General features: G+C 68.3%; 23 protein-coding genes. 7 read left to right on the top strand and 16 right to left on the bottom strand.

Annotated features, from left to right (window positions below; all coding sequences use genetic code 11):
* The first annotated feature begins 1 nt into the window (after window position 1).
* Together AAHG03_RS06605 and dksA are read left to right on the top strand one after the other, a co-directional pair.
* Window positions 2–1,033: a hypothetical protein gene (locus AAHG03_RS06605; RefSeq protein ID WP_342149635.1), complete on the top strand. Its 1,032-nt coding sequence runs from the start codon at window positions 2–4 to the stop codon at window positions 1,031–1,033.
* Window positions 1,034–1,170: 137 nt separating this feature from the next.
* The gene (dksA, locus tag AAHG03_RS06610; RefSeq protein ID WP_342149636.1) at window positions 1,171–1,590 is read left to right on the top strand and encodes an RNA polymerase-binding protein DksA; all 420 of its coding nucleotides are present in this window, start codon (window positions 1,171–1,173) and stop codon (window positions 1,588–1,590) included.
* 12 nt (window positions 1,591–1,602) lie between these two features.
* Here the strand turns inward: dksA and AAHG03_RS06615 are convergent, their stop codons facing one another.
* Window positions 1,603–1,917 carry a porin gene (locus AAHG03_RS06615; RefSeq protein WP_342149637.1) on the bottom strand — a complete coding sequence of 105 codons (315 nt, stop codon included), beginning with the start codon at window positions 1,915–1,917 and terminating at the stop codon, window positions 1,603–1,605.
* Window positions 1,918–2,152: 235 nt separating this feature from the next.
* Window positions 2,153–2,371: a SlyX family protein gene (locus AAHG03_RS06620; RefSeq protein ID WP_342149639.1), complete on the bottom strand. Its 219-nt coding sequence runs from the start codon at window positions 2,369–2,371 to the stop codon at window positions 2,153–2,155.
* A gap of 434 nt (window positions 2,372–2,805) precedes the next feature.
* Here AAHG03_RS06620 and AAHG03_RS06625 point away from each other — a divergent pair, with 434 nt between their 5' ends.
* The 3 genes from AAHG03_RS06625 to AAHG03_RS06635 all read left to right on the top strand — a co-directional run bounded on the left by AAHG03_RS06625 (window position 2,806) and on the right by AAHG03_RS06635 (window position 5,558).
* A complete protein-coding gene (locus tag AAHG03_RS06625; protein WP_342149641.1) occupies window positions 2,806–3,393 on the top strand; it encodes a PilZ domain-containing protein in 588 nt (195 codons plus the stop codon).
* 199 nt (window positions 3,394–3,592) lie between these two features.
* Window positions 3,593–5,173, top strand: coding sequence for a threonine ammonia-lyase, biosynthetic (gene ilvA, locus AAHG03_RS06630; RefSeq protein ID WP_342149643.1), 1,581 nt, complete (start codon window positions 3,593–3,595; stop codon window positions 5,171–5,173).
* A 52-nt stretch (window positions 5,174–5,225) separates the two neighbouring features.
* Complete coding sequence (locus tag AAHG03_RS06635; protein WP_342149644.1) at window positions 5,226–5,558, top strand: hypothetical protein; 333 nt, start codon at window positions 5,226–5,228, stop codon at window positions 5,556–5,558.
* 205 nt (window positions 5,559–5,763) lie between these two features.
* Here the strand turns inward: AAHG03_RS06635 and AAHG03_RS06640 are convergent, their stop codons facing one another.
* Entirely contained in the window at window positions 5,764–6,033 is a 270-nt protein-coding gene (locus tag AAHG03_RS06640) for a hypothetical protein (RefSeq protein WP_342149645.1), read from the bottom strand.
* Window positions 6,034–6,241: 208 nt separating this feature from the next.
* Between AAHG03_RS06640 and AAHG03_RS06645 the strand changes: the two genes are divergently transcribed.
* Window positions 6,242–6,571: a YnfA family protein gene (locus AAHG03_RS06645; RefSeq protein ID WP_342149647.1), complete on the top strand. Its 330-nt coding sequence runs from the start codon at window positions 6,242–6,244 to the stop codon at window positions 6,569–6,571.
* Between the two features lie 26 nt (window positions 6,572–6,597).
* Here the strand turns inward: AAHG03_RS06645 and pyk are convergent, their stop codons facing one another.
* The 11 genes from pyk to uraH all read right to left on the bottom strand — a co-directional run bounded on the left by pyk (window position 6,598) and on the right by uraH (window position 20,790).
* Window positions 6,598–8,010 (bottom strand): pyruvate kinase, encoded by a 1,413-nt coding sequence (gene pyk / locus AAHG03_RS06650; RefSeq protein WP_342149649.1) that lies wholly within the window; start codon window positions 8,008–8,010, stop codon window positions 6,598–6,600.
* Window positions 8,011–8,061: 51 nt separating this feature from the next.
* Complete coding sequence (locus AAHG03_RS06655; RefSeq protein ID WP_342149650.1) at window positions 8,062–9,054, bottom strand: hypothetical protein; 993 nt, start codon at window positions 9,052–9,054, stop codon at window positions 8,062–8,064.
* An 82-nt stretch (window positions 9,055–9,136) separates the two neighbouring features.
* The gene (locus AAHG03_RS06660) at window positions 9,137–10,030 is read right to left on the bottom strand and encodes a 2-hydroxy-3-oxopropionate reductase (protein WP_342149651.1); all 894 of its coding nucleotides are present in this window, start codon (window positions 10,028–10,030) and stop codon (window positions 9,137–9,139) included.
* Window positions 10,031–10,240: 210 nt separating this feature from the next.
* Window positions 10,241–11,020, bottom strand: a complete 780-nt coding sequence (hyi, locus tag AAHG03_RS06665) for a hydroxypyruvate isomerase (RefSeq protein ID WP_342149652.1) — start codon at window positions 11,018–11,020, stop codon at window positions 10,241–10,243.
* Window positions 11,021–11,153: 133 nt separating this feature from the next.
* Complete coding sequence (gene gcl / locus AAHG03_RS06670; protein WP_342149653.1) at window positions 11,154–12,959, bottom strand: glyoxylate carboligase; 1,806 nt, start codon at window positions 12,957–12,959, stop codon at window positions 11,154–11,156.
* Window positions 12,960–12,994: 35 nt separating this feature from the next.
* Window positions 12,995–13,972 carry a LysR family transcriptional regulator gene (locus AAHG03_RS06675; protein WP_342149655.1) on the bottom strand — a complete coding sequence of 326 codons (978 nt, stop codon included), beginning with the start codon at window positions 13,970–13,972 and terminating at the stop codon, window positions 12,995–12,997.
* A 214-nt stretch (window positions 13,973–14,186) separates the two neighbouring features.
* Window positions 14,187–15,491 (bottom strand): cytochrome c, encoded by a 1,305-nt coding sequence (locus tag AAHG03_RS06680; RefSeq protein WP_342149657.1) that lies wholly within the window; start codon window positions 15,489–15,491, stop codon window positions 14,187–14,189.
* Window positions 15,492–15,499: 8 nt separating this feature from the next.
* Window positions 15,500–16,045, bottom strand: coding sequence for a (2Fe-2S)-binding protein (locus AAHG03_RS06685; RefSeq protein ID WP_342149659.1), 546 nt, complete (start codon window positions 16,043–16,045; stop codon window positions 15,500–15,502).
* Entirely contained in the window at window positions 16,042–18,876 is a 2,835-nt protein-coding gene (locus AAHG03_RS06690) for a xanthine dehydrogenase family protein molybdopterin-binding subunit (RefSeq protein WP_342149660.1), read from the bottom strand. Before AAHG03_RS06690 ends, AAHG03_RS06685 begins: the two co-directional genes overlap by 4 nt.
* 11 nt (window positions 18,877–18,887) lie before the next feature.
* Window positions 18,888–20,297 carry a nucleobase:cation symporter-2 family protein gene (locus AAHG03_RS06695; RefSeq protein ID WP_342149662.1) on the bottom strand — a complete coding sequence of 470 codons (1,410 nt, stop codon included), beginning with the start codon at window positions 20,295–20,297 and terminating at the stop codon, window positions 18,888–18,890.
* A gap of 124 nt (window positions 20,298–20,421) precedes the next feature.
* A complete protein-coding gene (gene uraH, locus AAHG03_RS06700) occupies window positions 20,422–20,790 on the bottom strand; it encodes a hydroxyisourate hydrolase (protein ID WP_342149663.1) in 369 nt (122 codons plus the stop codon).
* A gap of 215 nt (window positions 20,791–21,005) precedes the next feature.
* On the opposite strand from uraH, the gene puuE reads away from it, so the two are divergent.
* Window positions 21,006–22,430 (top strand): allantoinase PuuE, encoded by a 1,425-nt coding sequence (gene puuE / locus AAHG03_RS06705; protein WP_342149665.1) that lies wholly within the window; start codon window positions 21,006–21,008, stop codon window positions 22,428–22,430.
* A 182-nt stretch (window positions 22,431–22,612) separates the two neighbouring features.
* On the opposite strand, the gene AAHG03_RS06710 is transcribed toward puuE, so the two are convergent.
* On the bottom strand, window positions 22,613–24,028 hold the full coding sequence (locus AAHG03_RS06710; RefSeq protein ID WP_342149667.1) for a hypothetical protein: 1,416 nt from the start codon (window positions 24,026–24,028) through the stop codon (window positions 22,613–22,615).
* Window positions 24,029–24,117: 89 nt separating this feature from the next.
* On the bottom strand, window positions 24,118–25,050 hold the full coding sequence (locus AAHG03_RS06715; RefSeq protein ID WP_342149668.1) for a LysR family transcriptional regulator: 933 nt from the start codon (window positions 25,048–25,050) through the stop codon (window positions 24,118–24,120).
* Window positions 25,051–25,090: the final 40 nt, after the last annotated feature.

Consider the following 25,090-nt stretch of genomic DNA (forward strand, 5'->3'; position numbering starts at 1 on the left):
CATGATCGCAGGCGCTTTCCATCGCGAGACCGAGCGGGCGTGGGCGGGGTTCGCGCGGCTGTTCGTCGGCACGGCGGCGGGTCTCTTCCTCGGCTACCTGGCGCTCGCCGCTCTGGTCGATCCCTACGACAGCGGGCGCTCCCCCCTCCTGTCGGCGGGCGCCGTGCGCCAGCAGGGCCCGCGCACGGCCGCCGCGTGGCGCGGGCGCGATCCCGCCTTCACCGGCGCCGTCCTCGGCAACTCGCACATCCAGCTCGTGGAGCCCGCCCGCCTCACCGCGGCGACCGGCATCCCGTTCGTGCAGCTCTCGGTGCCGGCGACCGGGCCGGGGGAGCAGCTTGCCCTGCTCGGCTGGTTCCTGCGCCACCATCCGCGGCCGGACGCCCTGGTGCTCGCCATCGACGACCTGTGGTGCACCGACGATCCGGCGCTGCCCAACGAGAAGCCGTTCCCGTTCTGGCTCTACAGCCCGGACACCCTGTCTTATCTCCGCGGGCTCCTGCGCTGGCCGGTGGCCCAGGAGGTCGTCGGCCGCCTCGGCTGGCTCGTCGGGGCGCGCCGTAAGACCGCGCGGCCCGACGGCTACTGGGATTACGGGCCCGACTACGCCGGTCTCGACCCCGAGCGGCTGCACGCCTCGCGCGAGACGCCGGTGCCGGAGACCGCCGATCCCGGCCGGGCCGGCCCCGGCTTTCCCGCGGCCCAAAAGCTCGGCGCGGTCCTGGCCGACCTGCCGCCGCAGACCCCGGTGGTGATGGTGTTCCCGCCGGTCTACGCCTCCGCCCTTCCGCGGGACGGGAGCCCGCGTGCGCGGGCCGAGGCCGCCTGCCGCGCGGCGATGCGCGCCGCCCTGGCGCGCCATTCCCTGAGCGCCGTCGTCGACGGGCGCCGGGACCGGCCGGCCCTGCACGATCCGGCCCTGTTCTTCGACCGCTCCCATTACCGCCACGACCTCGCCCGCGCGCTCGCCGACGAGATCGCCGCCTCGCTGAACGGCCTGCGGGCGCGGGCTCCGTACGCTCCCGGACCGTGACGTGTTTGCCGCAACGCCGAACGCAATTCACGCGATGGGGTGCAGGGCAGCATCCGCGCGTTGTGGAGCCCGCCCGGCTCGATTATAGCCCTGCCCGAGATCGCCGCTGACCGGCAGGGAGCGCGAGGGCTTAGACGATGGCGAAGGTCACGATCGAGGACGGCTACAGGCCCTCCGACGACGAGCCCTTCATGAACGAGCGGCAGCGCGAGTATTTCCGGCGCAAGCTGCTCTCGTGGAAGAGCGAGATCCTGCGCGAGGCGCAGGGCACCCTCAGCGCGCTCCAGAGCGAGAACGAGAACCATCCCGATCTCGCCGACCGCGCCTCGTCGGAGACCGATCGCTCGATCGAACTGCGCGCCCGCGACCGCCAGCGCAAGCTGACGAGCAAGATCGACGCGGCCCTGGCCCGGCTGGAGGACGGCTCCTACGGCTTCTGCGAGGAGACCGGCGAGCCGATCTCCCTCAAGCGCCTCGACGCCCGCCCCATCGCCACCCTGTCGCTCGAAGCGCAGGAGCGCCACGAGCGCCGCGAGCGGGTCTATCGCGACGATTGAGGTTTCTACCGGTCAGCGATGGCCGGCATCGAGCCGCAGGAACGAGCGCATCGGCCCGAGATCGGTCGCCGAGCGCGTATCGACCGAGAACCGCCCGCGCACCGGCGCCGCGCTGCCGTGCGTCCCCGCATCGATCCCCGCCGCCACCCGGCCCGACACCCGTAGGCAGGTCGCGGTGCCGGGAATGCGTGCGAAGCCCGCGCCCTGCTCGGGACACGCCTCCATCGGCGCCTCTGACGGCAGCGGCGCCCGATCCAGGGCGAACACGGTCCCCGGGGCCAGCGCGAGGCCGAGGCCGACGATGGCTCGCTGCACCGATCGATTCATGGCCGAGGTTCCTCGCTTTGCGGTTGTCCGCAGCATAGCGGTGGATGGGACCGCGCGGAAAGACGGCGGCGCCATCCGGGACTTTCCGCCATCCCACCCCATCTCCTCATCCTGAGGTGCTGCGCAGCAGCTTCGAAGGAGGGCTCCAGAAGTCGCCCGATCCCTGGAGCCCTCCTTCGAGGCTCCGTTACGCTGCGCACCTCAGGATGAGGGGGTTGGGTAGGAGAATGGCCGCTCAATAGTGCGGCGGCGGTGGTTCCGGCGCGCCGCTGGCGCCGCGGAAGGCGCTATCCTCGAGTTGCTCCTGCACCCGCGCCAATTGGCGGGTGAGGCGGTCGATGACCTTCCATTGCGCCGTGATTGCGGCGTTCAGGTCCTCGATCACCGCCTCCTGCTCGGTGAGGCGGATTTCGAGGCGCGCGAGGCGGTCGGGCTCGGACGGCGTGTCGCTCATGCCCCGACCATGCCCACCGCGCGCGGGCGCTGACAAGGGTCCGCTTCCGGCCGCTGCGACGCCATGTCCTCGCGGCGGGCACCCTATGCGTTTCACGCATCGTGACAAGCGGTTACGCCCGAAATCGATCAAATGTCACTTTGCCGACAGTTGTGATGCGGTCTTGGACACGCGTCGGGCGCCGTCCCAGGCATGTCGGCAGAAGAATTTTTTCTCGATACTCCGGGTGATCGGACGAAAGCCGATCTTGCGGTGGCGGTCTACGTCCGGCGCGGAATCGCGTGCTTTGCCGCGCGCGCACCATCGTCGCGAGGACAGAGCGGCACCCTATCCCTCTGCAAAACCGAAAGAATTTTGCCGAAAACTGTCCGCATCCGGTCCGTCTTCCGTTCAGACGCGCGGCCTCATGGTCCGGGGGCCACGATGCCGGAACCATGACGACCAGCCCGCCCGCGAGCCCTGCCGCCGACCGCCACGCGCTGATCCTCCCGGCCCTGTGCTGGGGGCGGCAGCATGCGGATTTCTACGCCGTCACCGAGGACATCACCGCCCAGGGCATCGGCTTCCGCTCGTCGGTGGTGCCGGAGATCGACGCGCGGATCACCTGCAGCATCAGCCTCATCGGCACGGTCGAGACGCGGGTCGTCGCCAACGGGCCGAGCACGTTCGGCGTGCGCCTGTCGGTGTCGCGGGGGCGGGCCGCGGAGATCGCCCGGACCATGGTGGAACTCGCCCGCGGGCAGGAGCACAGGATCGCCGCGGTGCGCCGCCATCGCCGGATCACACCGCGGCGCCGGGACGTGCTCGTGACGCTGGCCGACGGCGGCGTCGTGCCGGGGCGGATCGTCAACGTCTCGGCCTCGGGCGCCGCCGTGTTCCTGGCCCGCCCGATGGCGCTGGGCACGAACGTCACCCTCGGCTCGACCACGGGGCGGGTGGTGCGCCTGTTCACCGACTGCATCGGCGTGGCCTTCGACGACGCCCTCGACCCGGCGCGGCTCGATTCCGGTATCCGATTATGAGACCGGCCGACGGCGGGGCGGCGGTCGTCCGCCGGACGTTCGAGTCTTCGCCCCTCGCCTCCCGCGGCGCAAAGGTCTAAACGGACCCGATTCCCGCGTCGCGTTCCGAGGCCTTTCTTCCCGTCAGACCCGGTCGCGCGAAGCGTGTGGGCCGGAGAATCGTCTCCGGTCCTGTCCGAAGCGGCCGGATGCCTGCCCCGTGACCGATTACATCAAGAAAATCCTCTCCGCCCGCGTCTACGACGTGGCGATCGAGAGCCCGCTCGACCCGATGCCGCGGCTGACCAAGCGGCTGGAGCGGCCGGTGCTGCTGAAGCGCGAGGATCTCCAGCCGGTCTTCTCGTTCAAGCTGCGCGGCGCCTACAACAAGATGACCTCGCTCTCGGCCGAGCAGCTCGAACGCGGCGTCATCTGCGCGTCGGCCGGCAACCACGCGCAGGGCGTGGCTTTGGCGGCGGCCAAGCTGGAGGTGCGCGCGGTGATCGTGATGCCGCGCACCACGCCCGCCATCAAGGTCGATGCCTGCCGCGCGCGCGGCGCCGAGGTGGTGCTGCACGGCGACGCCTTCGACGAGGCTTTGGCCGAGGCGCGCCGCCTGGAGGCGCAATGGGGCCTCACCTTCCTGCACCCGTTCGACGACGCCGAGGTGATCGCCGGCCAGGGCACCATCGGCATGGAGATCCTGCACCAGCACAGCGCGCCGATCGAGGCGATCTTCGTGCCGATCGGCGGCGGGGGCTTGGCCGCGGGCATCGCCTCTTACGTGAAGTATCTGCGCCCCGAGACCAAGGTGATCGGCGTCGAGCCGGACGACGCCGCCTGCATGAAGGCGGCGATCGAGGCGGGGGACCGCGTGACGCTGCCGACGGTGGGCCTGTTCGCCGACGGCGTCGCCGTGCGCCAAGCCGGCGAGGAAACCTTTCGCATCTGCCGCGAACTGCTGGACGAGGTGATCACCGTCGATACCGACGCGATGTGTGCGGCCGTCAAGGACGTGTTCGACGACACCCGCGCGGTCTCCGAGCCGTCCGGCGCGCTGAGTCTCGCCGGCGCCAAGGCCTGGGCGGAGAAGAACCCCGGCGCGGGCACGCTGGTGGCGATCTCGTCGGGCGCCAACCTCAACTTCGACCGCCTGCGCCACATCGCCGAGCGGGCGGAGATCGGCGAGCAGCGCGAGGTGCTGCTCGGCGTCACCATCCCCGAGCGGGCGGGCGCCTACCGCGCCTTCATCGCGGCCTTGGGCCCGCGCGCCATCACCGAGTTCAACTATCGCTACGCCAGGGGCTCGGACGCCCGCATTTTCGTCGGCATCAACCTGCCCGGCGGTCTCTCCGAAAAACGCGAGCTCATCGCCGCCCTGGAGCGGGGCGGCTATGCCGTCACCGACATGAGCGACAACGAGATGGCCAAGGTCCATGTCCGCTACATGGTCGGCGGCCGGGCCACGGGATTGTCCGACGAGCGGCTCTACCGCTTCCAGTTCCCGGAGCGGCCGGGCGCGCTGATGAAGTTCCTCGACGCGCTCGGCGACGGCTTCAACATCAGCCTGTTCCACTACCGCAACCACGGCGCCGATTACGGCCGGGTGCTCGCCGGCATCGAGGTGCCGGCCTCCGAGCGCGCCCGGTTCGACGCGGCGCTCGACGCGCTCGGCTACCCCTGCTTCGACGAGACCGACAACCCGGCCTACCGGCTGTTCCTCGACAATGGCGGCGGCAAGCCCTCAACGCTCGTCGACCGTGTCGTCGGCGCGCTATCCCTGCGGGCAGGCGCGCGTTAACCTCGGGAGCGTCGGCAGGTCGCCGGCCGTGACGGAACGGAGCGCGCCAGCGATGCGACCCCTCCTCTGCCTGCTTGCCCTGATGCTCCCCGGCGCCGCGCTCGCGCAGCCGCAAGCCGCTCCCCCCGAGCGCGCCGCGACCCGGCCGCTCCTGGACGAGCGCTTCACCGAGGCCGCCCAGAAGCAGGCCGAGGAATCGGCGGCGCGCCAGGGCGCGTTCGACCGGCGCATCGCCGAGCGCGGCGCCCGCGCCGCCCGCTCGATCTGCAACGGCTGCGGCGGCGTCGACGGCGCTCCGGTCGGGCGCGTCACCCCGCCGGGAATGCGGCGCGAGCGGGCCGAGGCCGGCCTGCCCCTCGATCCGGCGCAGGCTCCGCTGGACTGAGCCTTAGAGACGCCGACCTGATTGCATCAGGTCGGCGTCTCTAAGATCTTGTTTTGCCGCGCATTCTTTCGACGAACCGGTATCCACTTCGTCGGAATGCGCTCTAGAGCATCGGCCCGAAAGGTGGATGCCGGCTTTCGGAAAAAAGCCGATGCGGCATAACAACTTAGACAATCGTCCTGGATTTCATGTCCAGGACGATTGTCTAAGCCACCGCCGCGGGCTTGGCGCGAAACAGCGCGGCGCAGCCGGTGTCGCGATGCATGCTCAGGATCGAGGCGCGGTCGATCTCGGGATTGGCGGCGAGCACCCGGCGCACGTCCTCGACCAGCAGCGAATAGCGCTCGGAATCGTAGTTCTTCTCCAGCGGGCTGACGGCGATGTAGGCCTCGACCACGAGGACGCGCTCGGCCCGCTCCTTGGTGACGTCGACGGCGATCCAGGCGGCTTTGACGAGGCGGTTGGCGGCAAGCATGGGACGACCCTCCGATGCCGCCGTGTGCTCCGACGGCTTGTCTGACGATCATGGACCCGCTTGCGGGCCGTGCCAAGTTGTCGTGCCGGTTCTGCAGAGCATTCGGCGGCGATGAGTTCAGTCCCATGCGTCCCGCCCCGGAGCCGTCACCCGCGAAAATGCCCGCGATGCGGTTGATCGCGGCGCGTCGGCGCGGGAGAGCGGGGCGATGACCCGCTCGCTCCTCGCCTTCTCCGCCGCCGCGCTCGCCGAAATCGGCGGATGCTTTGCGTTCTGGGCCTGGCTGCGGCTCGGCCGCTCGGTCTGGTGGGTGGCGCCGGGCCTCGCCTCGCTCGCTCTGTTCGCGTTCCTGCTGACGCTCGTCGAGAGCGAGGCCGCGGGCCGCGCCTACGCGGCCTATGGCGGGGTCTACGTCGCGGCCTCGATCCTGTTGCTGTGGCTGGTCGAGGGGCACCGGCCCGACCGGTTCGACCTCGCGGGCGGCGCGATCTGCCTGATCGGGATGGCGGTGATCCTGTTCGCGCCGCGGGGGAGCTGAGGGCTCCCACGGCCCCCTTCCCGCCATCACACCTGAATCACCCGGATGTTGTTGGTGTTGCCGAGCGTGTGGAACGGGATGCCGGCGGCGGCCACGATCATGTCGTGCTCCTTGGCGAACCCCTCCTCGCGGGCGTGGCGGGCGGCCTCGTTCGTCATCTCCTCGTAGGAATCGACGTCGGCCGTGTGGACGCTGTGCGTGCCCCAGAGCAGGCTGAGGCGGCGCGAGGTCTCGCGGCTGGGCGTCAGCGCCAGGATCGGCACCGCCGGGCGCTTGCGCGCCACCCGCGCCGCGGTGGTGCCGCTCGTGGTGTAGGCCGCGATCGCCTTCGCCTGGATCGCCTCGGCCAGCACCGCGGTCGCGGTCGCGACGGCATGCGGCGGGGTCTCCTCCTCGCCGGGCTCGGAGGCCGCGACGATGGAGCGGTAGAGCTTGTGCCCCTCCACCGAGCGGATGATGCGGTCCATCATCGCCACCGCCTCGACCGGATAGCGGCCTGTGGCCGATTCCGCCGAGAGCATCACGGCGTCCGCGCCGTCGTAGATCGCGGTCGCCACGTCCGAGGCCTCGGCGCGGGTGGGGGCCGGGGCGTTCACCATCGAGTCGAGCATCTGGGTCGCCACCACCACCGGCTTCACCGCGAGCCGGCAGGCGCGGATCAGTTCCTTCTGGCGGCCCGGCACGTCCTCGTGCGGGATCTCCACGCCGAGATCGCCGCGGGCGACCATCACGGCGTCGGAGAGGCGGATGATGTCCTCGATCCGGTCGAGCGCCTGCGGCTTCTCGATTTTCGACATGATGCCGGCCCGGTCCCCGATCAGGCCGCGGGCCTCCAGCACGTCGGAGGGCGTCTGCACGAAGGACAGCGCCACCCAATCGACGCCGAGTTCCAGGCCGAAGGCGAGGTCGGCGCGGTCCTTTTCCGTGAGCGGCGAGAGGTCGAGGAGCGTGCCGGGCAGGTTCACGCCCTTGCGGTTCGAGATGATGCCCGCGGTGACGACCTCGGCCTCGATGGTATCGGATTCGACGACGACGACGCGCACGCGCACCCGGCCGTCGTCGATCAGCAGGTCCTGGCCCGGCACCACGGCGGCGAAGATTTCCGGGTGATGCAGCGGGATCGCGTCCTTGCCGCCCTCCGCGCCCTCCAGCACGAAGCGCACCCGCTCGCCCGCATTTAGATCAAGGCGCCCGTCGCGCACGGTGCCGACGCGGATCTTCGGGCCCTGCAGATCCTGCAGGATGCCGATCGGGCGCCCGACCTCGGCCTCCAGCGCACGGATGGCCGCGTGGACCCGCGCGTGGTCGGCCTGGACGCCGTGGCTAAAGTTGAGGCGGAAGGTATCGACGCCGGCCAGGAACAGGGCCTTCAGCATCTCCGGCGTGTGGGTCGCCGGTCCGACGGTGGCGACGATCTTGGCGTAGCGGTGACGGCGCATGGTTGGCTCGGCCGGGGGGGCCGCCTCTGCGAGGGGGAGTGGTAGGGCGGCTCAGAACACGTGGAACGACACGCCCGCCAGAAAGCTCTTCTCTTCCGTGCCCTTGAAATCGACGCGCTCGATGTTGCCGAACTTGTTGTGCCAGTACTGGAAGCCGATGAAGGCATCGACGCGATTCGGCTGGTCGTAGAACAGCTGGCCGATGTCGAGCACGAGGTTGGTGCGCGACAGGAATTCGAGGCCGGTCTTCGGGTTGAAGGCGAAGGCCGCCGGGTTGGTGACGCCGCGGCCCTTCGGCAGGACGACGTTGTTGAAGCCCGCGATCCGCAGCGGCAGGCCGGTGAAGGTGAGCGGGAAGCTGTAGACGAGTTCGAATTCCGGCACGGTGTCGAAGCTCACCGCGCGGTCGGGGGCGACGTTGAAGCCGTTGCGGTTCCACTCCTTGTAGGCGTGGACCGACAGGTTGAGGAAGCCGACCGGCACGTCGAAGGCGAAGTTCAGGCCGCCGACCACGTCGCGCTTCTTCGGGCCGAACGGCGAGTTCTGCGCGTTGGCGTCGAACCCGAAGGACAGCGACACGTCCTTGACGATCCCGGGGATCGTGAAGGTCTTGGTGCCCGACAGCGCGTTGAGGCTCAGCGTGCCGCGATAGAGGCCGTAGGCTTCGGTGTTGCCGTAATCGTAGGCCGCGAAGCCCCCCGGCGCGTTGGTGGTGCCGGCGGGGAATTGCGAGCCGGATTTCAGGATGTCGAGGGCGAAGAAGTTGGTGCCGTAGGCCCAGGCGTCGGCATGCGCGATGCCGAGGATGTGCTTGGGGGCGTCGCGGTTGCGAAAGCTGCCGTCGGCTTCCCGCACCTGGCTGCCGGGGTTCGCCGCCGGGTACTGGTAGCGGTAGCTGATCTGGGTGTCGCTGAAGACGAAGAACGGGATTTCCTTCACCGGGGCCGCGTCCGGCGGCACGATCCCGGAGGGGAGGTCGGCGGCCCCTGCGCGGACGACCGAGAAAAGCGCGAGCGAAGCGGCCGCGAGCCAGCGTGCGAGCATGAAATCCCCCTCCCGTTGTGCCGGCTTTGCCGGTCCCCCTCCTGGCTCGGGCGGCGTCGTCACGCCGCCCGAGCGGTCGTGATCACTTGCCCTGGCCGATTTCGTGCGCGGCCATCCGCTCCAGCGCGCGCACCATCGCCGAATGGTCCTGATCGCCCCCGCCGTTCGCCGCGCAGGCGTTGAACAGCTCCAGCGCAGTCGCGGTGTTGGGGAGCGCCACGCCGAGCGTGCGCCCGCCCTGGAGCGCGAGACCGAGGTCCTTGCGGTGCAGGTCGATCCGGAAGCCGGGGTCGAAGGTGCGCTTCACCATCCGCTCGCCGTGCACTTCGAGGATGCGCGAGGCGGCGAACCCCCCCATCAGCGCTTCTCGGACGCGGGCCGGATCGGCGCCCGCCTTGGAGGCGAAGACCAGCGCCTCGCCGACCGCCTCGATGGTGAGCGCGACGATGATCTGGTTGGCGACCTTGGTGGTCTGGCCGTCGCCGTTTCCGCCGACGAGCGTGATGTTCTTGCCCATCGCCTCGAACAGGGGCTTGGCTTTAGCGAAGGCGTCTTCCGGCCCGCCGACCATGATGGTGAGGCTGCCGGCCCGCGCGCCGACCTCGCCGCCGGAGACCGGCGCGTCGAGATAGGCCGAGCCCAACTCGTCGATGCGCTTCGCGAAGCCGCGGGTGGCGATGGGGTCGATCGAGCTCATGTCGATCACGATCTTCTTGGAGTTGCCCAGGCCCTCGGCGACGCCATCGGCCCCGAACAGGACCTCGGCCACCTGCGGCGTGTCGGGCAGCATGGTGATGACGATGTCGGCCCGCTCGGCGACCTCGCGGGCGGAAGTGCAGGCCGTGCCGCCGGCGGCGATGAGGTCTTGCGGCACCGCGCGGCGGCTCTTGAGGAAGAGCGTGTGGCCCGCCTTGATCAGGTTCTCCGCCATGGGGCGGCCCATGATGCCGAGGCCGATGAATCCGATGGTTGCCATGTGATGTGTCCTTGGAATGGGAGGCAGCTCGAGGCCGAACCGGTGCGATGGCTGCGGCTCTCCCACCCTCCCCCTCATCCTGAGGTGCTCCGCGCAGCGGAGCCTCGAAGGAGGGCTCCAGGGATCGCTGAGACTTCTGGAGCCCTCCTTCGAGGCTGAGCTGACGCTCAGCACCTCAGGATGAGGGGGTCGGGTGGGAGAGGCGGGTTCTCAGCCCCGGTACGGCGCGAACCAGCCGAGGCCGTCGCTGGTCGTCGTGGCGGGGCGGTACTCGCAGCCGATCCAGCCGCGGTAGCCGATGGCGTCGAGGTGGCGGAACAGGAACGGATAGTTGATCTCGCCGGTGCCGGGCTCGTTGCGGCCGGGATTGTCGGCGAGCTGGATGTGGGCGATGCGCGGCAGGTTCTCTTGAATCGTCCGCGCGAGATCGCCCTCCATGATCTGCATGTGATAGGCATCGTACTGCACGAAAAGGTTGTCGGAGCCGACCTCCTCGATCAGCGCCGCGGCCTGACGCGTGTTCGTCAGGAAGAAGCCCGGGATGTCGCGGGTGTTGATCGGCTCGATCAGCAGGCGGATGCCGGCCTTCTTCAGCTCGCCTGCCGCATGGCTGAGGTTTTCGCGCAGGGTGTCGTGCAGGCGGGCGTGCTCCACGCCTTCGGGCGCGATGCCGGCGAGGCAGTTGATCTGCCGGCAGCCCAGCGTGCCGGCATAGTCGATGGCGCGGGCCACGCCCTCGCGGAATTCTTGCCGGCGCTCGCCCAGCACGGCGATGCCGCGCTCGCCCGCGTCCCAATTCCCCGCGGGCAGGTTGTGCAGCACGAGGCTCAGTTCGTGGCGCACGAGGCGCTCGTGGATCGCCTCCTTCGTGAACGCATAGGGGAACAGGAACTCGACGCCGCGAAAGCCCGCGCGGGCGGCCTCGCCGAAACGGTCGAGGAAGTCGTGCTCGGTGTAGAGCATGGTGAGGTTGGCGGCAAATTGGGGCATGATCCGACTTTCGTCTCTGCCGTCATTCGGGGCCGCGAAGCGGAACCCGGAATCCACGATGGGGCGCGGCGCTTGACCGTGGATTCCGGGTTCCTGCCTGCGGCGAGCCCCGGAATGACGGGGTTGAGTTTTTCTAGGCCGCGACGGGCGCGGGAAGCGTCTGGCTGGACTTCAGCGACAGCTCCGGATCGAGGCAGAGAATCTCCTCGAACTCGTTGATGCCGTCGACCTCGGTGCCCATGCTGATGTTGGTGACGCGCTCCAAGATGAATTCGAGCACGACCGGGACCTGATGCTCCGCCATCAGCGCCTCGGCGCGGGCGAAGGCGTCCTTGAACTCGTTGGGGCTCTTCACCCGGATCGCCTTGCAGCCTAAGCCTTCGGCGACCGCGACGTGATCGACGCCGTAGCCCGGCACCGCGTCGCCCTCAGGGCGCGCGTTGATGTTGTCGAAGGCGAGGCTGACCTCGAAATCCATCCCGAAGCCGCGCTGCGACTGCCGGATCAGGCCGAGATACGAGTTGTTCACGACGACGTGGAGGTAGGGCAGCTTGTGCTGCGCCCCGACCGCCAGCTCCTCGATTAGGAACTGGAAGTCGTAATCGCCCGACAGCGCGACGATCTTGCGGTCCGGGTCGGCGGCGCGCACGCCGAGCGCGGCGGGCAGGGTCCAGCCGAGCGGGCCGGCCTGGCCGCAATTGATCCAGTGGCGCGGATGGTGGACGTGCAGGAACTGCGCGCCCGCGATCTGCGACAGGCCGATGGTGGTGACGTAGCAGACGTCGCGGCCGAACGCCTCGTTCATCTCCTGATAGACCCGCTGGGGCTTCAGCGGCACCTGATCGAAGTGGGACTTGCGCAGCATCGCCCGCTTGCGGTGGGCGCAGGAAGAGGCCCAGACGGCGCGGTCGCGCAGCTCTTCCCGCGCCTTCAGGTCGCGAGCGACGGCGATGAATTCGCGCAGAGCCGCGCCGGCATCCGAGACGATGCCGAGATCGGGGCCGAAGACGCGGCCGATCTGGGTCGGCTCGATATCGACGTGAACGAAGGTGCGGCCCTTCGTATAGACCTCGACCGAGCCGGTGTGCCGGTTGGCCCAGCGGTTGCCGATGCCGAGGACGAAATCGGATTCGAGGAAGGTGCGGTTGCCGTAGCGGTGGCTCGTCTGCAGCCCGACCATGCCGGCCATCAGCGGATGGTCGTCGGGGATCGCGCCCCAGCCCATCAGGGTCGGGATGACGGGCACGCCGGTCAGCTCGGCGAACTCGACCAGCAGGTCGCAGGCATCCGCGTTGACGATGCCGCCGCCGGCCACGATCAGCGGGCGCTCGGCCGCCTGGAGCATGGCGATCGCGCGCTCGGCCTGACGGCGCGAGCAGGCGGGCTTGTAGGGCGTAAGCGGCTCGTAGGACTCCGCGTCGAACTCGATCTCGGCGACCTGAACGTCGATCGGCAGGTCGATCAGGACCGGGCCGGGGCGGCCCGAACGCATCAGGTGGAAGGCGTGTTGGAACACCTGTGGGACCAGCGCCGGCTCGCGGACCGTGACGGCCCACTTGGTGACGGGCTTGGCGATCGACTCGATATCGACGGCCTGGAAGTCTTCCTTGTGGAGCTTGGCCCGCGGCGCCTGCCCGGTGATGCACAGGATCGGGATCGAATCGGCCGACGCCGAGTAGAGACCGGTGATCATGTCGGTGCCGGCGGGGCCGGAGGTGCCGATGCAGATGCCGATATTGCCGGCCTTGGCCCGGGTGTAGCCTTCGGCCATGTGCGAGGCGCCCTCGACGTGGCGGGCCAGCACATGGCGGATCGTGCCGCGTGCCCGCAGCGCCGAATAGAGCGGGTTGATCGCGGCGCCCGGAACGCCGAAAGCACAATTCACGCCCTCGCGTTCCATGACGAGAACCGCGGCATCGATCGCGCGCATCTTGGGCACGGCGTCCTCCTTTTTTATGACTTTTTGTTTTTACTCTACTTGGACTGATCGCTGAAGACCGGCGGTTCGATTTGATTTATTCCGTCCGAGAATAACCGAATATTGCCGTCCCGCTCCTGCCACCATGCGCCGCGCAGGCGCGGGGCGAGATGGCGGATCAGCGCCGTGACCTTGCGCGGCACGAGCTTGGGCGAGGGGAACACCGCGTAGAGTTCCTGATCGGGCAGGACGTAGCCGGGCAGGCACTCCGTGAGGTCGCCCGTCTCGATCGCCCCTTGCGCGACGTAGCGGGGCAGGATCGCCACGCCGAGGCCGGAGCGCGTCGCCGAGAGCAGGGTCGGCAGGTTGTTGGAGCGCAGGCAGCCGCGCACGCTCGCCGCGTGGGTGCGCCCGTCAGCGGTCCGCATCTGCCAGACGGCGTCGCCCTGCACGCTCGAATAGACGATGCAATCGTGCCCCCGGAGGTCGTCGGGCGTAGCCAGCGGCTTGGCGCGGGCGAGGTAGCTATGCGCCGCCACCATCACCCAGGGATTGGCGCCGAGATAGCGTCCGCCGAGCGAGGAATCGGTGAGCCGGCCCATGCGCAGCGCCACGTCGATGCCGCGGGCGATGAGATCGACGTAAGCGTCCTCGCAGGTGAGATCGACCCGGAGCCGCGGGTTGGCCGCGATGAACGGCAGCAGCATCGGCCCCAGCACTGCCTCACCGAAGGCGACCGAGGTGGAGATGCGCAGCGTGCCGTCGAGTTCGGCGTCGTGCCGGCGGACCAGTCCTTCCGCCTCCTCGATCTGGCGCAGGATGGCGCGGCAGGTCTCGTAATAGAGCTTGCCGGCCTCGTTGAGGGTGAGGCCGCGAGTGTTGCGGTTGATCAGCCGCGTGCCGAGACGGTTCTCCAGCCACGCCACCGTCTTGGTGACGGTGGATTGAGCGATCTCAAGATCCTCGGCGGCGCGGGAGAAGCTGTTCAGCTCCGCCACGCGGACGAAGACGCGCATGCCGGTCAGTTGGTCCATGGCAGGGGCTCCAACAACGGGCCGAACCTTCCCTCTCCCCTCCGCGGGAGAGGGTGGCCCCCGAAGGGGGTCGGGTGAGGGGAGCGACGGTTCAGCTTGGCCGCGCTCGACTCGGATTCTCCGGAAGCGTGGTTCCCCTCTCCCGCCCGCTCCGCGGGCACCCTCCCCCGCAGAGGGGGGAGGGTTTCGCGTGGCGATTTTTTCGGGAGGGACATCACTCGCCCGCCGCGTGGCGCGTGGTCAGCGTCGTGCGCACGCTCGCCACATCCTGCGCCCGCACCGTCGGCGCCTGGCCGCCCCACTCGGCCCGCATCCAGTTCGTTAGATCGGCCATGGCCGCATCGTCGAGGTCGGCGGAAAAGCCCGGCATCGCCTCCATGCGCTCGCCGTTCGGAAAGCTCTGGGCCGGCAGGCCGGCGAGCACCGCGCGGATGAAGCCCGAGGCGCTGGCGGTGCGCAGGGAGGCGTTGCCGCGCATCGGCACCGAGACGTGTGGGATGCCCTCCCCCTTCGCGCCATGGCAGCCGGCGCAGAGGCCGGCATAGGTTTTTTCCGCGCGCGCCGTGACGTCGGCCGCCACCGGCGCAGGGGTCGGCAGGGCGGGCGGCGCCTCCTCCGGTAGAGAGTCGCGGTCGAACAGGTAGGCGGACATCGCCGTGAGGTCGGCCCGGTCTATGTGGCGGGTCGAGAAATGCACCACGTCGAACATCTGGTGCGTCGCCGAGCCCTGCGCCGAGAGGCCCGAGCCCATGAAGGTCGCGAGGCTCGCGGGCGAAAACCCCATCCGGGTCAGCCCGGCGGGGGTGATGTCGGGCGCCTCCAGCCCCTCGATCACCGCGCCGGTGAGCGCTTGGCTGGTGCGAAGGCCCTGGGTGAGGTCGCGCGGGGTGTGGCACTCGCCGCAATGGCCGAGCGCTTCGGTGACGTAGCGGCCGCGGTTCCATAGTTCGGAGCGCTTCGGATCGGGCTCTGCGACCGAGGCGGGGAGGTTCAAAAAATTCCAGGCGGCGAGGGTCCAGCGCTGGTCGAACGGGAAGGCGAGGCCGTTCTTGAGGTTGCCCACCGGCATCGGCGCGCGGGTCGTCATGTAGGCATAGAGCGCATCGACATCGCCCTCGCTCATGCCGCGATAGGACGTGTAGGGCATGGCCGGGTAGAGGTGACGCCCGCCCGGCGCGATGCCGTCGCGCAGCGCCCGGTGGAACTCGGCCCGGCTCCAGCCGCCGATGCCCTCGCGGCTCGGCGAGATGTTGGTGGCGTGGATCACGCCGAACGGCGTCTCGAACGGCATGCCACCGGCCCACGGGGCACCGCCGCGGGCGGTGTGGCAGGCGTAGCAATCGGCCGCCGCCGCGACCTTGGCGCCGTGGGGCGCCAAGGCTTTGATCTGCTCGGCGGTGAGCGGCGTCTCGACGGCGCTTGAGACGACGCTGCGGTTGAGCGCGCCGGAGAACACGAGGCCGGCCAACGCAGTACCGCCGACAGCCAGACCGGCGAAAGTCAGAAAAAATTTGCGCATCGGCGGCCTCACGCAGTCACGAGGCCGGGGGTGGCGAGCACGAGGTCGCGCACGGCCGCGTGGTAGCGGACGTATCCGGTGCAGCGGCAGATATGCGGGTCGAGCGCTTCCGTGACGACGCGCTCCACCGCCTCGCGCGGCACGGGGGCCGCCTTCAGCCGCTCGATCAGCACGGTCGCGGCGGTGACGAAGCCCGGCGTGCAGTAGCCGCACTGGAACGCGAAGCCCTCCACGAAAGCCTGCTGCACCGGCGACAGCGTCAGGCTGCCGTCGGGGTTCTGCCGGGCATGGCCCTCGACGGTTCGGACCGTCTTGCCCTCGAACCAGTGGGCGCCGGTGATGCAGGTGCGCACCTCCCGCGGAAGCTTGCCGGGCTCCTCCACCATCACGGTGCAGGCGTTGCAGATGCCCTGGCCGCAGCCCATGCGGGCCCCGGTGAGGCCAAGCCATTCGTGCAGGAATTCCTGCATCGAGACGCCTTGCGGCACCGGCATGGTCACCGGCTTGCCGTTGACGGTGAGCGAGAGGGTTTGGGATTTCGGCAGGGCGGTCATGCCAGCACCTCGCGGATGTGCTCGGGGCGGATGGGCAGGCTGTGGAAGCGGTGGCCGATGGCGTGCGCCACCGCGTTGGCGAGCGCGGGCACGACGGCGATCATCACCACCTCGGCGATGCCCTTCGGCGGATCGGTCTCGGAGAGCGGGGGGAGGATCTCGACGGTCTGGTTCCAGACCGCGACGTCCTTCGAACGGGGTAGCTCGTAGCGGTTCCAGTTCCACGTGCCGTCGCCGGGCCCATTCTCGTAGAGCGGCAGGAACTCCTTGAGCGCGTGGCCGATGCCCATGGCGAGGCCGCCCTGGATCTGGCCCGAGACCAGTTCGGGCACGATCTGCCGCCCGCATTCGAGGATCGAGTGGTGCGAGAGGATCGTCACCGTGCCGCTGCCGGTATCGACGGCGACCTCGGCCAGCGTCGCCATCGGCGCGTAGTAGGTGGTGCCGACGTTGTTGCGCTGGGTGGGCGGATAGAACACCGCCGCGCGCTCGACGAAGTGCCAGCCGCCGGTGGTCATCAGGGCCTGCCGCTCGGGTGGGGCGCCCGCGCCGTAGCGGAGCGCCAGGGCATCGATGGGCAGCCGCGTGCGGCCGGTGCCCGGAAGCTCGAACTCGGCCTCTGTCCATTGCCAGCGGTTGAAGGTGTGGAGCGTGACGCCGACCGGCAGGCCGAGCCGGTGGGCCTCCGCCGCCACCGCCTCCAGCTTCAGGGGCGGCAGGCCCGAACCCGAGACCTTGCCGTCGGCGAGCCGCAGTTCGTCCGGCCGCATCGTATGGTACGAGGCGAGCGAACCGCCGCCGAAGCCGCGGCCCCAGAGCGAGCGCGCGGCGGGCCAGAGGGCGTGATCGCGTAAGATGCGGGCGGCGCTGCGCGTGGCGTGGCCGAGGTAGTAGGCCGAATTCGTCGCGCTCATCGGCGAGGTGAAGCGCGGCGTCCAGCGCGGGTTCTTCGACAGCCGATCCTCCTCTGCCTGAGGCGTGGTGTAGGGCTGGTCGCTCGTCTCCAGCGGCATCTGCGGCCAGCGCACGACGCCGAACTCGGTCGTCTCCGGCACGCGCCCCAGAATCTCGCCGACCATCACGGCCTGCGAGGTGGTGACGCCCGGCCCCATCTCGTGGGCGACGTGGCGGAGCGTCAGGCGGCCCTGCGGGTCGATCTCGAGCGAGGCGAGTGCGGCCTCGGCGCCGGTGCCGTAATCCTTGTGGACCTGGGCGAAGCCGACGCCGTAGCGCTTGCCCGGATTCGCCGCCTCGTAGGCCGCCTTCTTCGCCTGCCGCTCGCGCCAGAGCGGATGGGCCGCGGCCTTCTCCAGGATTTCGTCGTTGCGCAGCGCGCCCGCCGGCACCGCGCCCTGGCTGTTGCGCTGTCCGGTGCGGAACACGTTGGCGAGCCGCAGTTCGATGGCGTCGCGGCCCAGCAGCTCGGCGGCTTCGTCCACCAGCATCTCGGTGGCCGACATGGTCTGGAGCGTGCCGTAGCCCCGCGTCGAGCCCGCCTCGACCGCGCGCGACGCCAAAGCCACCGCCTGGAAGTCGCTTTTGGGCAGATAGTAGATCGACTGCGCCGCGGTCGCGCCGACGAAGGACACCGACATCGAGAAGTTCGGGCGCCCGCCCCCGTCGCAGACGTAGCGCCCGGTCATCGCCCCGAACCGGCCGCTCGCGCGGTCGATCATCAGGGCGGTGTCCATCCGGAAGCTGTGGCGCTTCAGGCCGTTCTGGAACTGCTCGAACCGGTCGTTGGCGAGCCGCACCGGCCGGCCCTCGCCGTAGAGGCCGGCGAGCACGCAGAGCAGCGGATGGAGGTGGTGGTCCTTGGTGCCGTAGCCGACCGTATAACCGGCCTTCAGGTCGATCGCGGAGACCGGGAAACGCGAGGCCTTCACCAGGGCGGCGGCCTGCTCGGCCACCTCGTAGGGGCCTTGCGTCGCCATCATCAGGTGGAGCGTGCCGGTCCCTGCGTCGTACCAGACGTTGCCGTTGTCGGCCTCCATCGCCGAGGCATCGACCGATTGCGAAAAGTAGGAGCGCTTGAGGACGAGCGCGTCCGGCCCCGCCGCCGCGATCTCGGCGGCGATCTCGTCCGCCGCCGCCATGCCGCGGGCGAACGGTCCGTCCGTTCCGGCCGCGGGCCAGGCCGGCGCGTCGCCCTTGAAGCTGGCAAAGATCGGCGCGTCGCGGTAGGGCGAGAAGCGGTCGTCGCCCTCCGGCCCGTCGCCCTCGATCCGCACCCAGCGGGTCGCGCCGTAATGCGCGGGCGCGGCGTAGGCCGTGGTCTCGCCGTAGCGCACCACGTCCTCGTCGAAGCGCAAAGTCCGCTTGGCCGCCGCGTAGCGCGGGTAGTCGTGGTAGATCAGCAGCGCCACCGGCTGGCCGAGCAGCCGCGGGGTCTCGCCCTTGGGCACCAGGAAGCGGTCGCCGAAGAAGTCCGGGTGAGGCGGCACGGCGAGCCCGTCCTTGACGAGGTCCTCGTGCAGGACCAGCCGGTCGGGCTGGAGCGCGTCACCCAGCCCCGAGAGGTCGAGCCCCTCGAAGCGGCGATCCGCCTTGGTCGCGGCGATCAGGAAGGCGTGGGCCTGATTGTCGGGCCAGCCGGCGATGTCGCGGGCGCGGTAATCGCGGGTGAAGGTCTTGGCGCCGGTCACCTTGGCGACCGCATCGAGCCGGGTGCGGGGCTTGCCCCCCGCGATCCAGCCGGGGCCCGGCGCCGCCTCGACGAGGCGGGCTTCGGCCGGGGTGCCGCGCAGGAGCGACACCTTGATGGCGATGCCGGCGGCGGCACTCCCGCGCAGGAAGCCCCGGCGCGACAGGTGGGGGGTCGAGGCTTCCATGATGCTCTCCCTCAGGCGGCGCGGCCGAGCGCGGCCGGACCCGGCGTCGGCGAGTTGGCGGGCGTCGGCGCGCCGTTGGCGTCGTGGGTCTTGGAAGGCTGGCCGAGGCGGTCGGAATTGAGGAACAGGTTCAAGAGGATCGCGCTGATGCAGCCGAGCGTGATGCCGCTGTGCAGGATCGGCCCGGTCCAGTCCGGCATGGTGGCGGCAAAGAAGTTCGGCGCTGCCATCGGGATCAGCGACAGGCCGATGGAGACGGCGACGACGATCTGGTTGCGACGATCCCCGAGATCCGTTTCGCCGACGATCTTGAGCCCGGCGGACGCTACCATGCCGAAGATCACGATGCCGGCGCCGCCGAGCACGGCCGGCGGGATCGAGGCGACGACGAAGGCGAGCTTCGGAAACAGGCTGACCGCGAGGATGATGAAGCCGGAAGCCGCCGTGACGTAGCGGCTGCGCACCCGCGTCATGTTCACGAGGCCGACGTTCTGCGAGAACGAGGTGTGCGGGAAGGTGTTGAATACGCCCGCGATCAGCGTCGAGAGCGAGTCGGCCATCAGGCCGCGGGTCAGGGTCGGCTTATCGACCGGCTTGCCGACGATGTCCCCGACCGCGAGGAACATGCCGGTCGATTCGACCAGCGTGACCATCATGACGATGCACATCGCCACCACCGCCGAGAGATGGAAGGTCGGCCAGCCGAACTTGAACGGCGCGACGAGTTCGATGACGGGGCGGGCGGCGAGGCCCTCCAGGTTGAACAGCCCGAGCGGCCAAGCGACGAGCAGCCCGGCAACGAGGCCGATCAGCACGGCGATGTTGGCCACGAACCCGCTGGCGTAGCGGCTGACCAAGAGGATCACGCCGAGCACGAGGCCGGCGACCGCGAGATGCACCGGCGCGCCGAAATCGGTCGCCGCCGCGCCGCCGCCGGCCCATTTGATGCCTACGGGTAAGAGCGTGACGCCGATGATCAGGATCACCGTGCCGGTCACGAGCTGCGGGAAGAACGCCGCGAGGCGATAGAAGAACGGCCGCATGGCCAGCCCGAACAGGCCCGCCGCGATGGTGGCGCCGAAGATGCCGGGCAAGCCGATGGCCGGGTCCTGCGCCATGGCCACCATCGGCCCGACCGAGGCGAAGCTGACGCCCATGATGATCGGCAGGCGCACGCCGAAGCCCGGCATCCCGAGGCTCTGGATCAGGATGGCGAGGCCGGTGACGAACAGATCGCAGTTGATCAGGAAGGCGACCGTCTCGGCCGAGAGGTTGAGCGCCGCGCCGATGATCAGCGGCGGCGCCACCGCGCCGGCGCTCATCACCAGCACGTGTTGCATGCCGTAGGCGGCGAGTTTGGGGATCGGCAGCATCGCGTCGACCGCATTGGTCTCCGCTGCCGCCTTGGGGGCGTCAGTCATGGGACGTTCCTCGCTGGTGGGCCAAGGTTTTTTGGCGTCTTGGCGCAGAGCATCCGGGCTCACGGATGCGCGGTGGATCGTCGGGCGTCTTTTCGTTCGCGCCTCTGGCGATCCGCTAGGCGGCTCAGCTTCCGCGATAGGTGCTGTAGCCGTAGGGGGAGATCAGGAGCGGCACGTGCAGATGGGCCGGGCCTTGCGCCGCGATGCGGAAGCGCACCGGCACGATGTCGAGGAAGGCGTCATCGCCGCCGAAATAGTTTTGGACCTCGAAGGCGATTTCGTAGGCGCCGGGCGCCATCTCGTCGCCGGAAAGCAGCGGCGCGTCGCACCGCCCGTCCGAATTGGTCGCGACCGTCTTGAGATGGGTGCGCGCCTCGCCCTCGATGCGGGTGAGATGCAGCGTCACCCCCGCGGCCGGGCGGCCGGTCGAGGTGTCGAGCACGTGGGTCGTGAGCCGGCGGGTGGCTTGCGTCTCGTTCGATGCGGTGCTCATCGGCCGGTTCCCCCTGTGGTGGCCGCCCGGCGGCGGCAAGCTCGGCAGGCATGCGATGTCGGCTAACCTGCTCTGCGACACTTGCAGATCGGGCCGCGCGCACCATCCCGGCTTTTCGGGAACAGCTTCGAAAAACTCCGAACAATGCGATCGCGCCCGCGGCGGTATCGTGCTTGCACGAACCGTTCCGCCGGCTGCACTCAACGGGGACCCTCATGCACGCATCGCTTCACACCACCCGCGACATGATCGGCTACGGCCGCGAGGTGCCGAAGGCGGATTGGCCCGGCGGCGCCCGGATCGCGGTGCAGATCGTGCTCAACTACGAGGAGGGCGGCGAGAACTGCCTCCTGCACAGCGACGCGGCCTCCGAGGCGTTCCTGTCCGAGATCGTCGGCGCGCAGCCCTGGCCGGGGATGCGCCACATGAACATGGAGTCGCTCTACGAGTACGGTTCGCGCGCCGGCTTCTGGCGGCTGTGGCGGCTCTTCACCGAGCGCAAGGTGCCGGTTACCGTGTTCGGCGTCGCCACGGCGCTCGCCCGCAACCCGGACGCGGTCGCCGCCATGCGCGAGGCCGAGTGGGAGATCGCCAGCCACGGCCTCAAGTGGATCGACCACCGCGACATGACCCGCGCCGAGGAAGCCGCGCAGATGGACGCGGCGATTCGGCTCCACGAGGAAGTCACCGGCTCGGCCCCGCTCGGCTGGTACACCGGCCGCTCCTCGGTCAACACGCTCGAACTCGGCCTGGAGCGAGGCTTCGCCTACCTCTCCGACGCCTACGCCGACGACCTGCCCTACTGGCTGCACGGCAAGGCCGGCACCGGGCTCGTGGTGCCCTACACGCTGGACGCCAACGACATGCGCTTCGCCACGCCCCAGGGCTTCAACACCGGCGAGCACTTCTTCACCTACCTGCGCGACACCTTCGACGCGCTCTATACTGAGGGCGCCACCGCGCCGAAGATGATGTCGGTCGGCCTCCACTGCCGCCTCGTCGGCCGGCCGGGACGCATCGCGGCGATTACCCGCTTCCTCGACCACGTCGCCGCCCATGACGGCGTGTGGCTGACCCGCCGCATCGACATCGCCCGCCACTGGGCCGAGCGGCACCCGGCCCCGGCTCTCAAGCCCAGCACGATGAGCGCGTCGCAGTTCCTCACCCGCTTCGGCGACATCTTCGAAGACACGCCGGAGATCGCGCTCCAGGCTTGGGCCTCCGGCCTCACCGCCCGCGAGGACACGGCCGAGGGTTTGCACGCCGCCCTGGTCCAGGCGCTCCGCCACCAGCCGGCGGAGAACCAGCGCGCCCTGGTGCTCGCCCACCCCGAACTCGCCGGCCGCCTCGCCCAATCCGGCGGCCTCACCGACGCCTCCACCGCCGAACAGAGCAGCGCGGGCCTCGGCGCGCTGACGCCCGAGCAACTCGCCCAGTTCGAACGCCTCAACGCCGCCTACCGCGACCGCTTCGGCCTGCCCTTCGTCATGGCGATCAAGGGCCGCACGCGTGAGGAGATTTTGGCCGCGTTCGAGGACCGTCTGCGGAATGATGCGGAGCAGGAGTTGGCGGAGGCGCTGCGGCAGATTGAGCGGATTGCGTGGCTGCGGTTGAAGGATCGGTTGCCGGCGGCGGGGTGATTTTTGTTCGTTTGATCGCTTTGGCTTTCGCCTCACGCTGGCATCGCGAGGCGGAGCCGAAGCGATCCATGACGCGGGATACTAGGCAACGTTGCTCCATGAGACAAATTGATGCGAGCTGCACGTAATCCATTTGCGTAAAAATTATAATGCTGGCAAGGTAATCAAAGTCGTTTTAGATATCATTGCTCGACCTGATCTTCGCGAGATAATTTTCTTGAATTAAGCCATGCCTGCAGTGTAGGCGCGGGTTTGTCCATGTCCGTAATCAAGGTCTGTGACCATAAAATTGATTTTTCAAACACAGAAATACACTGCCATTCATTATTTTCGAAAAACCAGTGTTGAGCCTCTGGCATCAGATCGAAAGAGACTGGATGGAGCGCAAAGGGGTTGTGAAAAACTTCTATCTCAGCTGTCCATGGTTCATAGCCATGAGGCCATAATCCTCGATATTCATCGCTTGTAATGTCCAAGCAAAATGGAATACCCTCAAGGGCGCCAGGCTTTCTATCAAAAAATTTCCCTCGTCTAGTATATCGATAGCCCGCTGGTGCCCCGCCGCCGGAGATCGCTACTCTGTTTAATTTTGCTATGGAACAGGCATTGGAGAAAATAATCGCCGAAAGCTCAGCATGACTGTCGTTGGCAAATAATCCAGCTGAAAATTGAGTCGGTCCAAGAAGCGTCTTTCTATAAAATGGCACCGCTTGCATCTCGCCATCAATTTTGGCTACGTTCGCCCCTAATCCCATCAAATAGCCTAATAATCCCTCTCGGCTCCACAGCATTGAGCCTGATGCATGAAAATCTGCGATAGCTAAGATGAATAATTTTCCCGAAACATGAGGAAGCGAGTCGTAGCCTCGCCTCAGTTTGTTGCCAATTGTTTTGGCAAACCGTAGCGAGGCGTTGCCAAAGAAAACCTCTTCGCGCTCCGTCGGTACATCTGCGAAGGGTGCATTTACGTGATTGTAGGGCACTGGTGGGTTGGCTGTCACGGCTTCGACCCAGGCTTCATAGCCAAGAGCGTTCTCAATCCGAAAATCTGGCGACTCAAATGGCTGTTCGACGAGCAGGCCTTGTTCGCGAAACGAGGCGAGAAGGTGTGCTTCCCATAATCGTGTATGAAAATTCATAGTCTGGCAGTCGCTAACCCAATTGCGGTCAGGCTTCGGCAAGGCGAGGTAAAGCTGGTTTAAAGCCCATGCTGCAGGTGTCCGCTCTCGGGTTGCCAATAGTCGAAATATCTCGCTGGGTTCGCGCTCTCCGATATCAAACAAAGGGGGCCGCGCAGGAGAACCCGGCTGTATTGGTGCCGCAGGCAGATTGTCGTCCAGATCTGGCTTCATCGCGGCAACCGCAGTATCTATAGATAAAAACCCGATTTCCTTGCGAACGATAGACCATACTGAGTCTAATCGACGTCGCATTACGGTAATGCCGAATGTGTTGGCAGTATTTCCGCTGGTTACAATGCCGCAACTGCGCCCGTTGGCGCCGCACCAAGCGGCGATCGCCTGTTCGTCCCCAAAGTCGTGGCCTCGTGGGAGTGATAGCGTGTAAAAATCGAACTCCCATTGCGGAACTTCACGCATCGATTCACCCTATGAATATTCTGCCTCTTCCGGTTCGAATATGGAAATCAGACGCCATTTGTACGACCGAGCTGTGTGAATGCTGTGCCCTACCGCACCACCCGCTTCCCCACCAACCCCAACTGCCCCCCAACATACCCCCGCAAAGCCTCCACCGTCATCTCGACAAACGTCTTAGCCCGGTTCGGCAGCATTTTTCGCGAAGGGTACACCACCCCAAGTGTCACCGAAGTCGGCGGCGTCTCCGGCAAAACCGGCACCAACCGCCCGTCGGCGAGGTAGGGGGCCACCTCGTAGACCGGTTTGAGCACGATGCCCTGGCCCTGGAGCGCCCATTCGGTCAGCACGTCGCTGTCGTCGGCGTCGATGCGGCCGGAGACCGGGATCGTCAGCGCCTCGTCGCCATCGAGCAGGGTCCAGCGGAACTGCTCCGAGCCGGGGAAGCGCAGGAGCAGGCAGGAATGGTCCAAAAGGTCGGCCGGGGTCTCGGGGGCGGGGTTCGCGTCGAGATAGGCCGGTGACGCGCACAGCATTCGCTCGACATCGGCGACCTTGCGCAGGGTGAAGGTCGAATCGCGCATCTGCGACAGGCGCACCGCCACGTCCACCGCCTCCTGCACGAGGTCGAGCAGATGGTCGGACAGGCGCAGATGCACGTCGGCCTCGGCATGGCGCTCGCGGAAGGCCGGGATCAGCGGCGCCACCACGCGGCGCCCGAGGCTCAAGGGAGCCGTGACCTTCAGCGTGCCGCGCGGCGCCGCACCTTGCGTCTCGACGCTCTTCTCGGCCCGCTCTACGGAAGCCGCGACATCGAGGCAGCGGTCGTAGAAGACGCGGCCGGCCTCGGTCAGGTTCATCCGCCGGGTCGTGCGCGTCAGCAGCAGGCAGCCGAGATGCTCCTCAAGCGTCTGGATGCGGTAGCTGATCACCGATGGCGAAAGCCGCAGTGAGCGCCCGGCCGCGGAAAAGCTGCCCGTATCGGCCGCGCGCATAAAGATGCGGATCGATTCCAGCGACAACATTGCGGCCCCGCAGACTCCGACGGCGCCAGGCCGTGGCAGG

The sequence above is a fragment of the Methylorubrum subtropicum genome, assembly GCF_038442325.1.
Taxonomy (GTDB): domain Bacteria; phylum Pseudomonadota; class Alphaproteobacteria; order Rhizobiales; family Beijerinckiaceae; genus Methylobacterium; species Methylobacterium subtropicum.

Coding starts and splice junctions, on each gene's coding strand:
- AAHG03_RS06655 (WP_342149650.1), bottom strand. CDS start 9,054: ATGCTCGCACGCTGGCTCGCGGCCGCTTCGCTCGCGCTTTTCTCGGTC.
- uraH (WP_342149663.1), bottom strand. CDS start 20,790: ATGAGCACCGCATCGAACGAGACGCAAGCCACCCGCCGGCTCACGACC.
- AAHG03_RS06660 (WP_342149651.1), bottom strand. CDS start 10,030: ATGGCAACCATCGGATTCATCGGCCTCGGCATCATGGGCCGCCCCATG.
- AAHG03_RS06635 (WP_342149644.1), top strand. CDS start 5,226: ATGCGACCCCTCCTCTGCCTGCTTGCCCTGATGCTCCCCGGCGCCGCG.
- AAHG03_RS06640 (WP_342149645.1), bottom strand. CDS start 6,033: ATGCTTGCCGCCAACCGCCTCGTCAAAGCCGCCTGGATCGCCGTCGAC.
- AAHG03_RS06690 (WP_342149660.1), bottom strand. CDS start 18,876: ATGGAAGCCTCGACCCCCCACCTGTCGCGCCGGGGCTTCCTGCGCGGG.
- AAHG03_RS06685 (WP_342149659.1), bottom strand. CDS start 16,045: ATGACCGCCCTGCCGAAATCCCAAACCCTCTCGCTCACCGTCAACGGC.
- AAHG03_RS06680 (WP_342149657.1), bottom strand. CDS start 15,491: ATGCGCAAATTTTTTCTGACTTTCGCCGGTCTGGCTGTCGGCGGTACT.
- pyk (WP_342149649.1), bottom strand. CDS start 8,010: ATGCGCCGTCACCGCTACGCCAAGATCGTCGCCACCGTCGGACCGGCG.
- AAHG03_RS06645 (WP_342149647.1), top strand. CDS start 6,242: ATGACCCGCTCGCTCCTCGCCTTCTCCGCCGCCGCGCTCGCCGAAATC.
- AAHG03_RS06620 (WP_342149639.1), bottom strand. CDS start 2,371: ATGAGCGACACGCCGTCCGAGCCCGACCGCCTCGCGCGCCTCGAAATC.
- dksA (WP_342149636.1), top strand. CDS start 1,171: ATGGCGAAGGTCACGATCGAGGACGGCTACAGGCCCTCCGACGACGAG.
- AAHG03_RS06695 (WP_342149662.1), bottom strand. CDS start 20,297: ATGACTGACGCCCCCAAGGCGGCAGCGGAGACCAATGCGGTCGACGCG.
- hyi (WP_342149652.1), bottom strand. CDS start 11,020: ATGCCCCAATTTGCCGCCAACCTCACCATGCTCTACACCGAGCACGAC.
- AAHG03_RS06625 (WP_342149641.1), top strand. CDS start 2,806: ATGACGACCAGCCCGCCCGCGAGCCCTGCCGCCGACCGCCACGCGCTG.
- puuE (WP_342149665.1), top strand. CDS start 21,006: ATGCACGCATCGCTTCACACCACCCGCGACATGATCGGCTACGGCCGC.
- AAHG03_RS06715 (WP_342149668.1), bottom strand. CDS start 25,050: ATGTTGTCGCTGGAATCGATCCGCATCTTTATGCGCGCGGCCGATACG.
- AAHG03_RS06615 (WP_342149637.1), bottom strand. CDS start 1,917: ATGAATCGATCGGTGCAGCGAGCCATCGTCGGCCTCGGCCTCGCGCTG.
- AAHG03_RS06675 (WP_342149655.1), bottom strand. CDS start 13,972: ATGGACCAACTGACCGGCATGCGCGTCTTCGTCCGCGTGGCGGAGCTG.
- AAHG03_RS06710 (WP_342149667.1), bottom strand. CDS start 24,028: ATGCGTGAAGTTCCGCAATGGGAGTTCGATTTTTACACGCTATCACTC.
- AAHG03_RS06605 (WP_342149635.1), top strand. CDS start 2: ATGATCGCAGGCGCTTTCCATCGCGAGACCGAGCGGGCGTGGGCGGGG.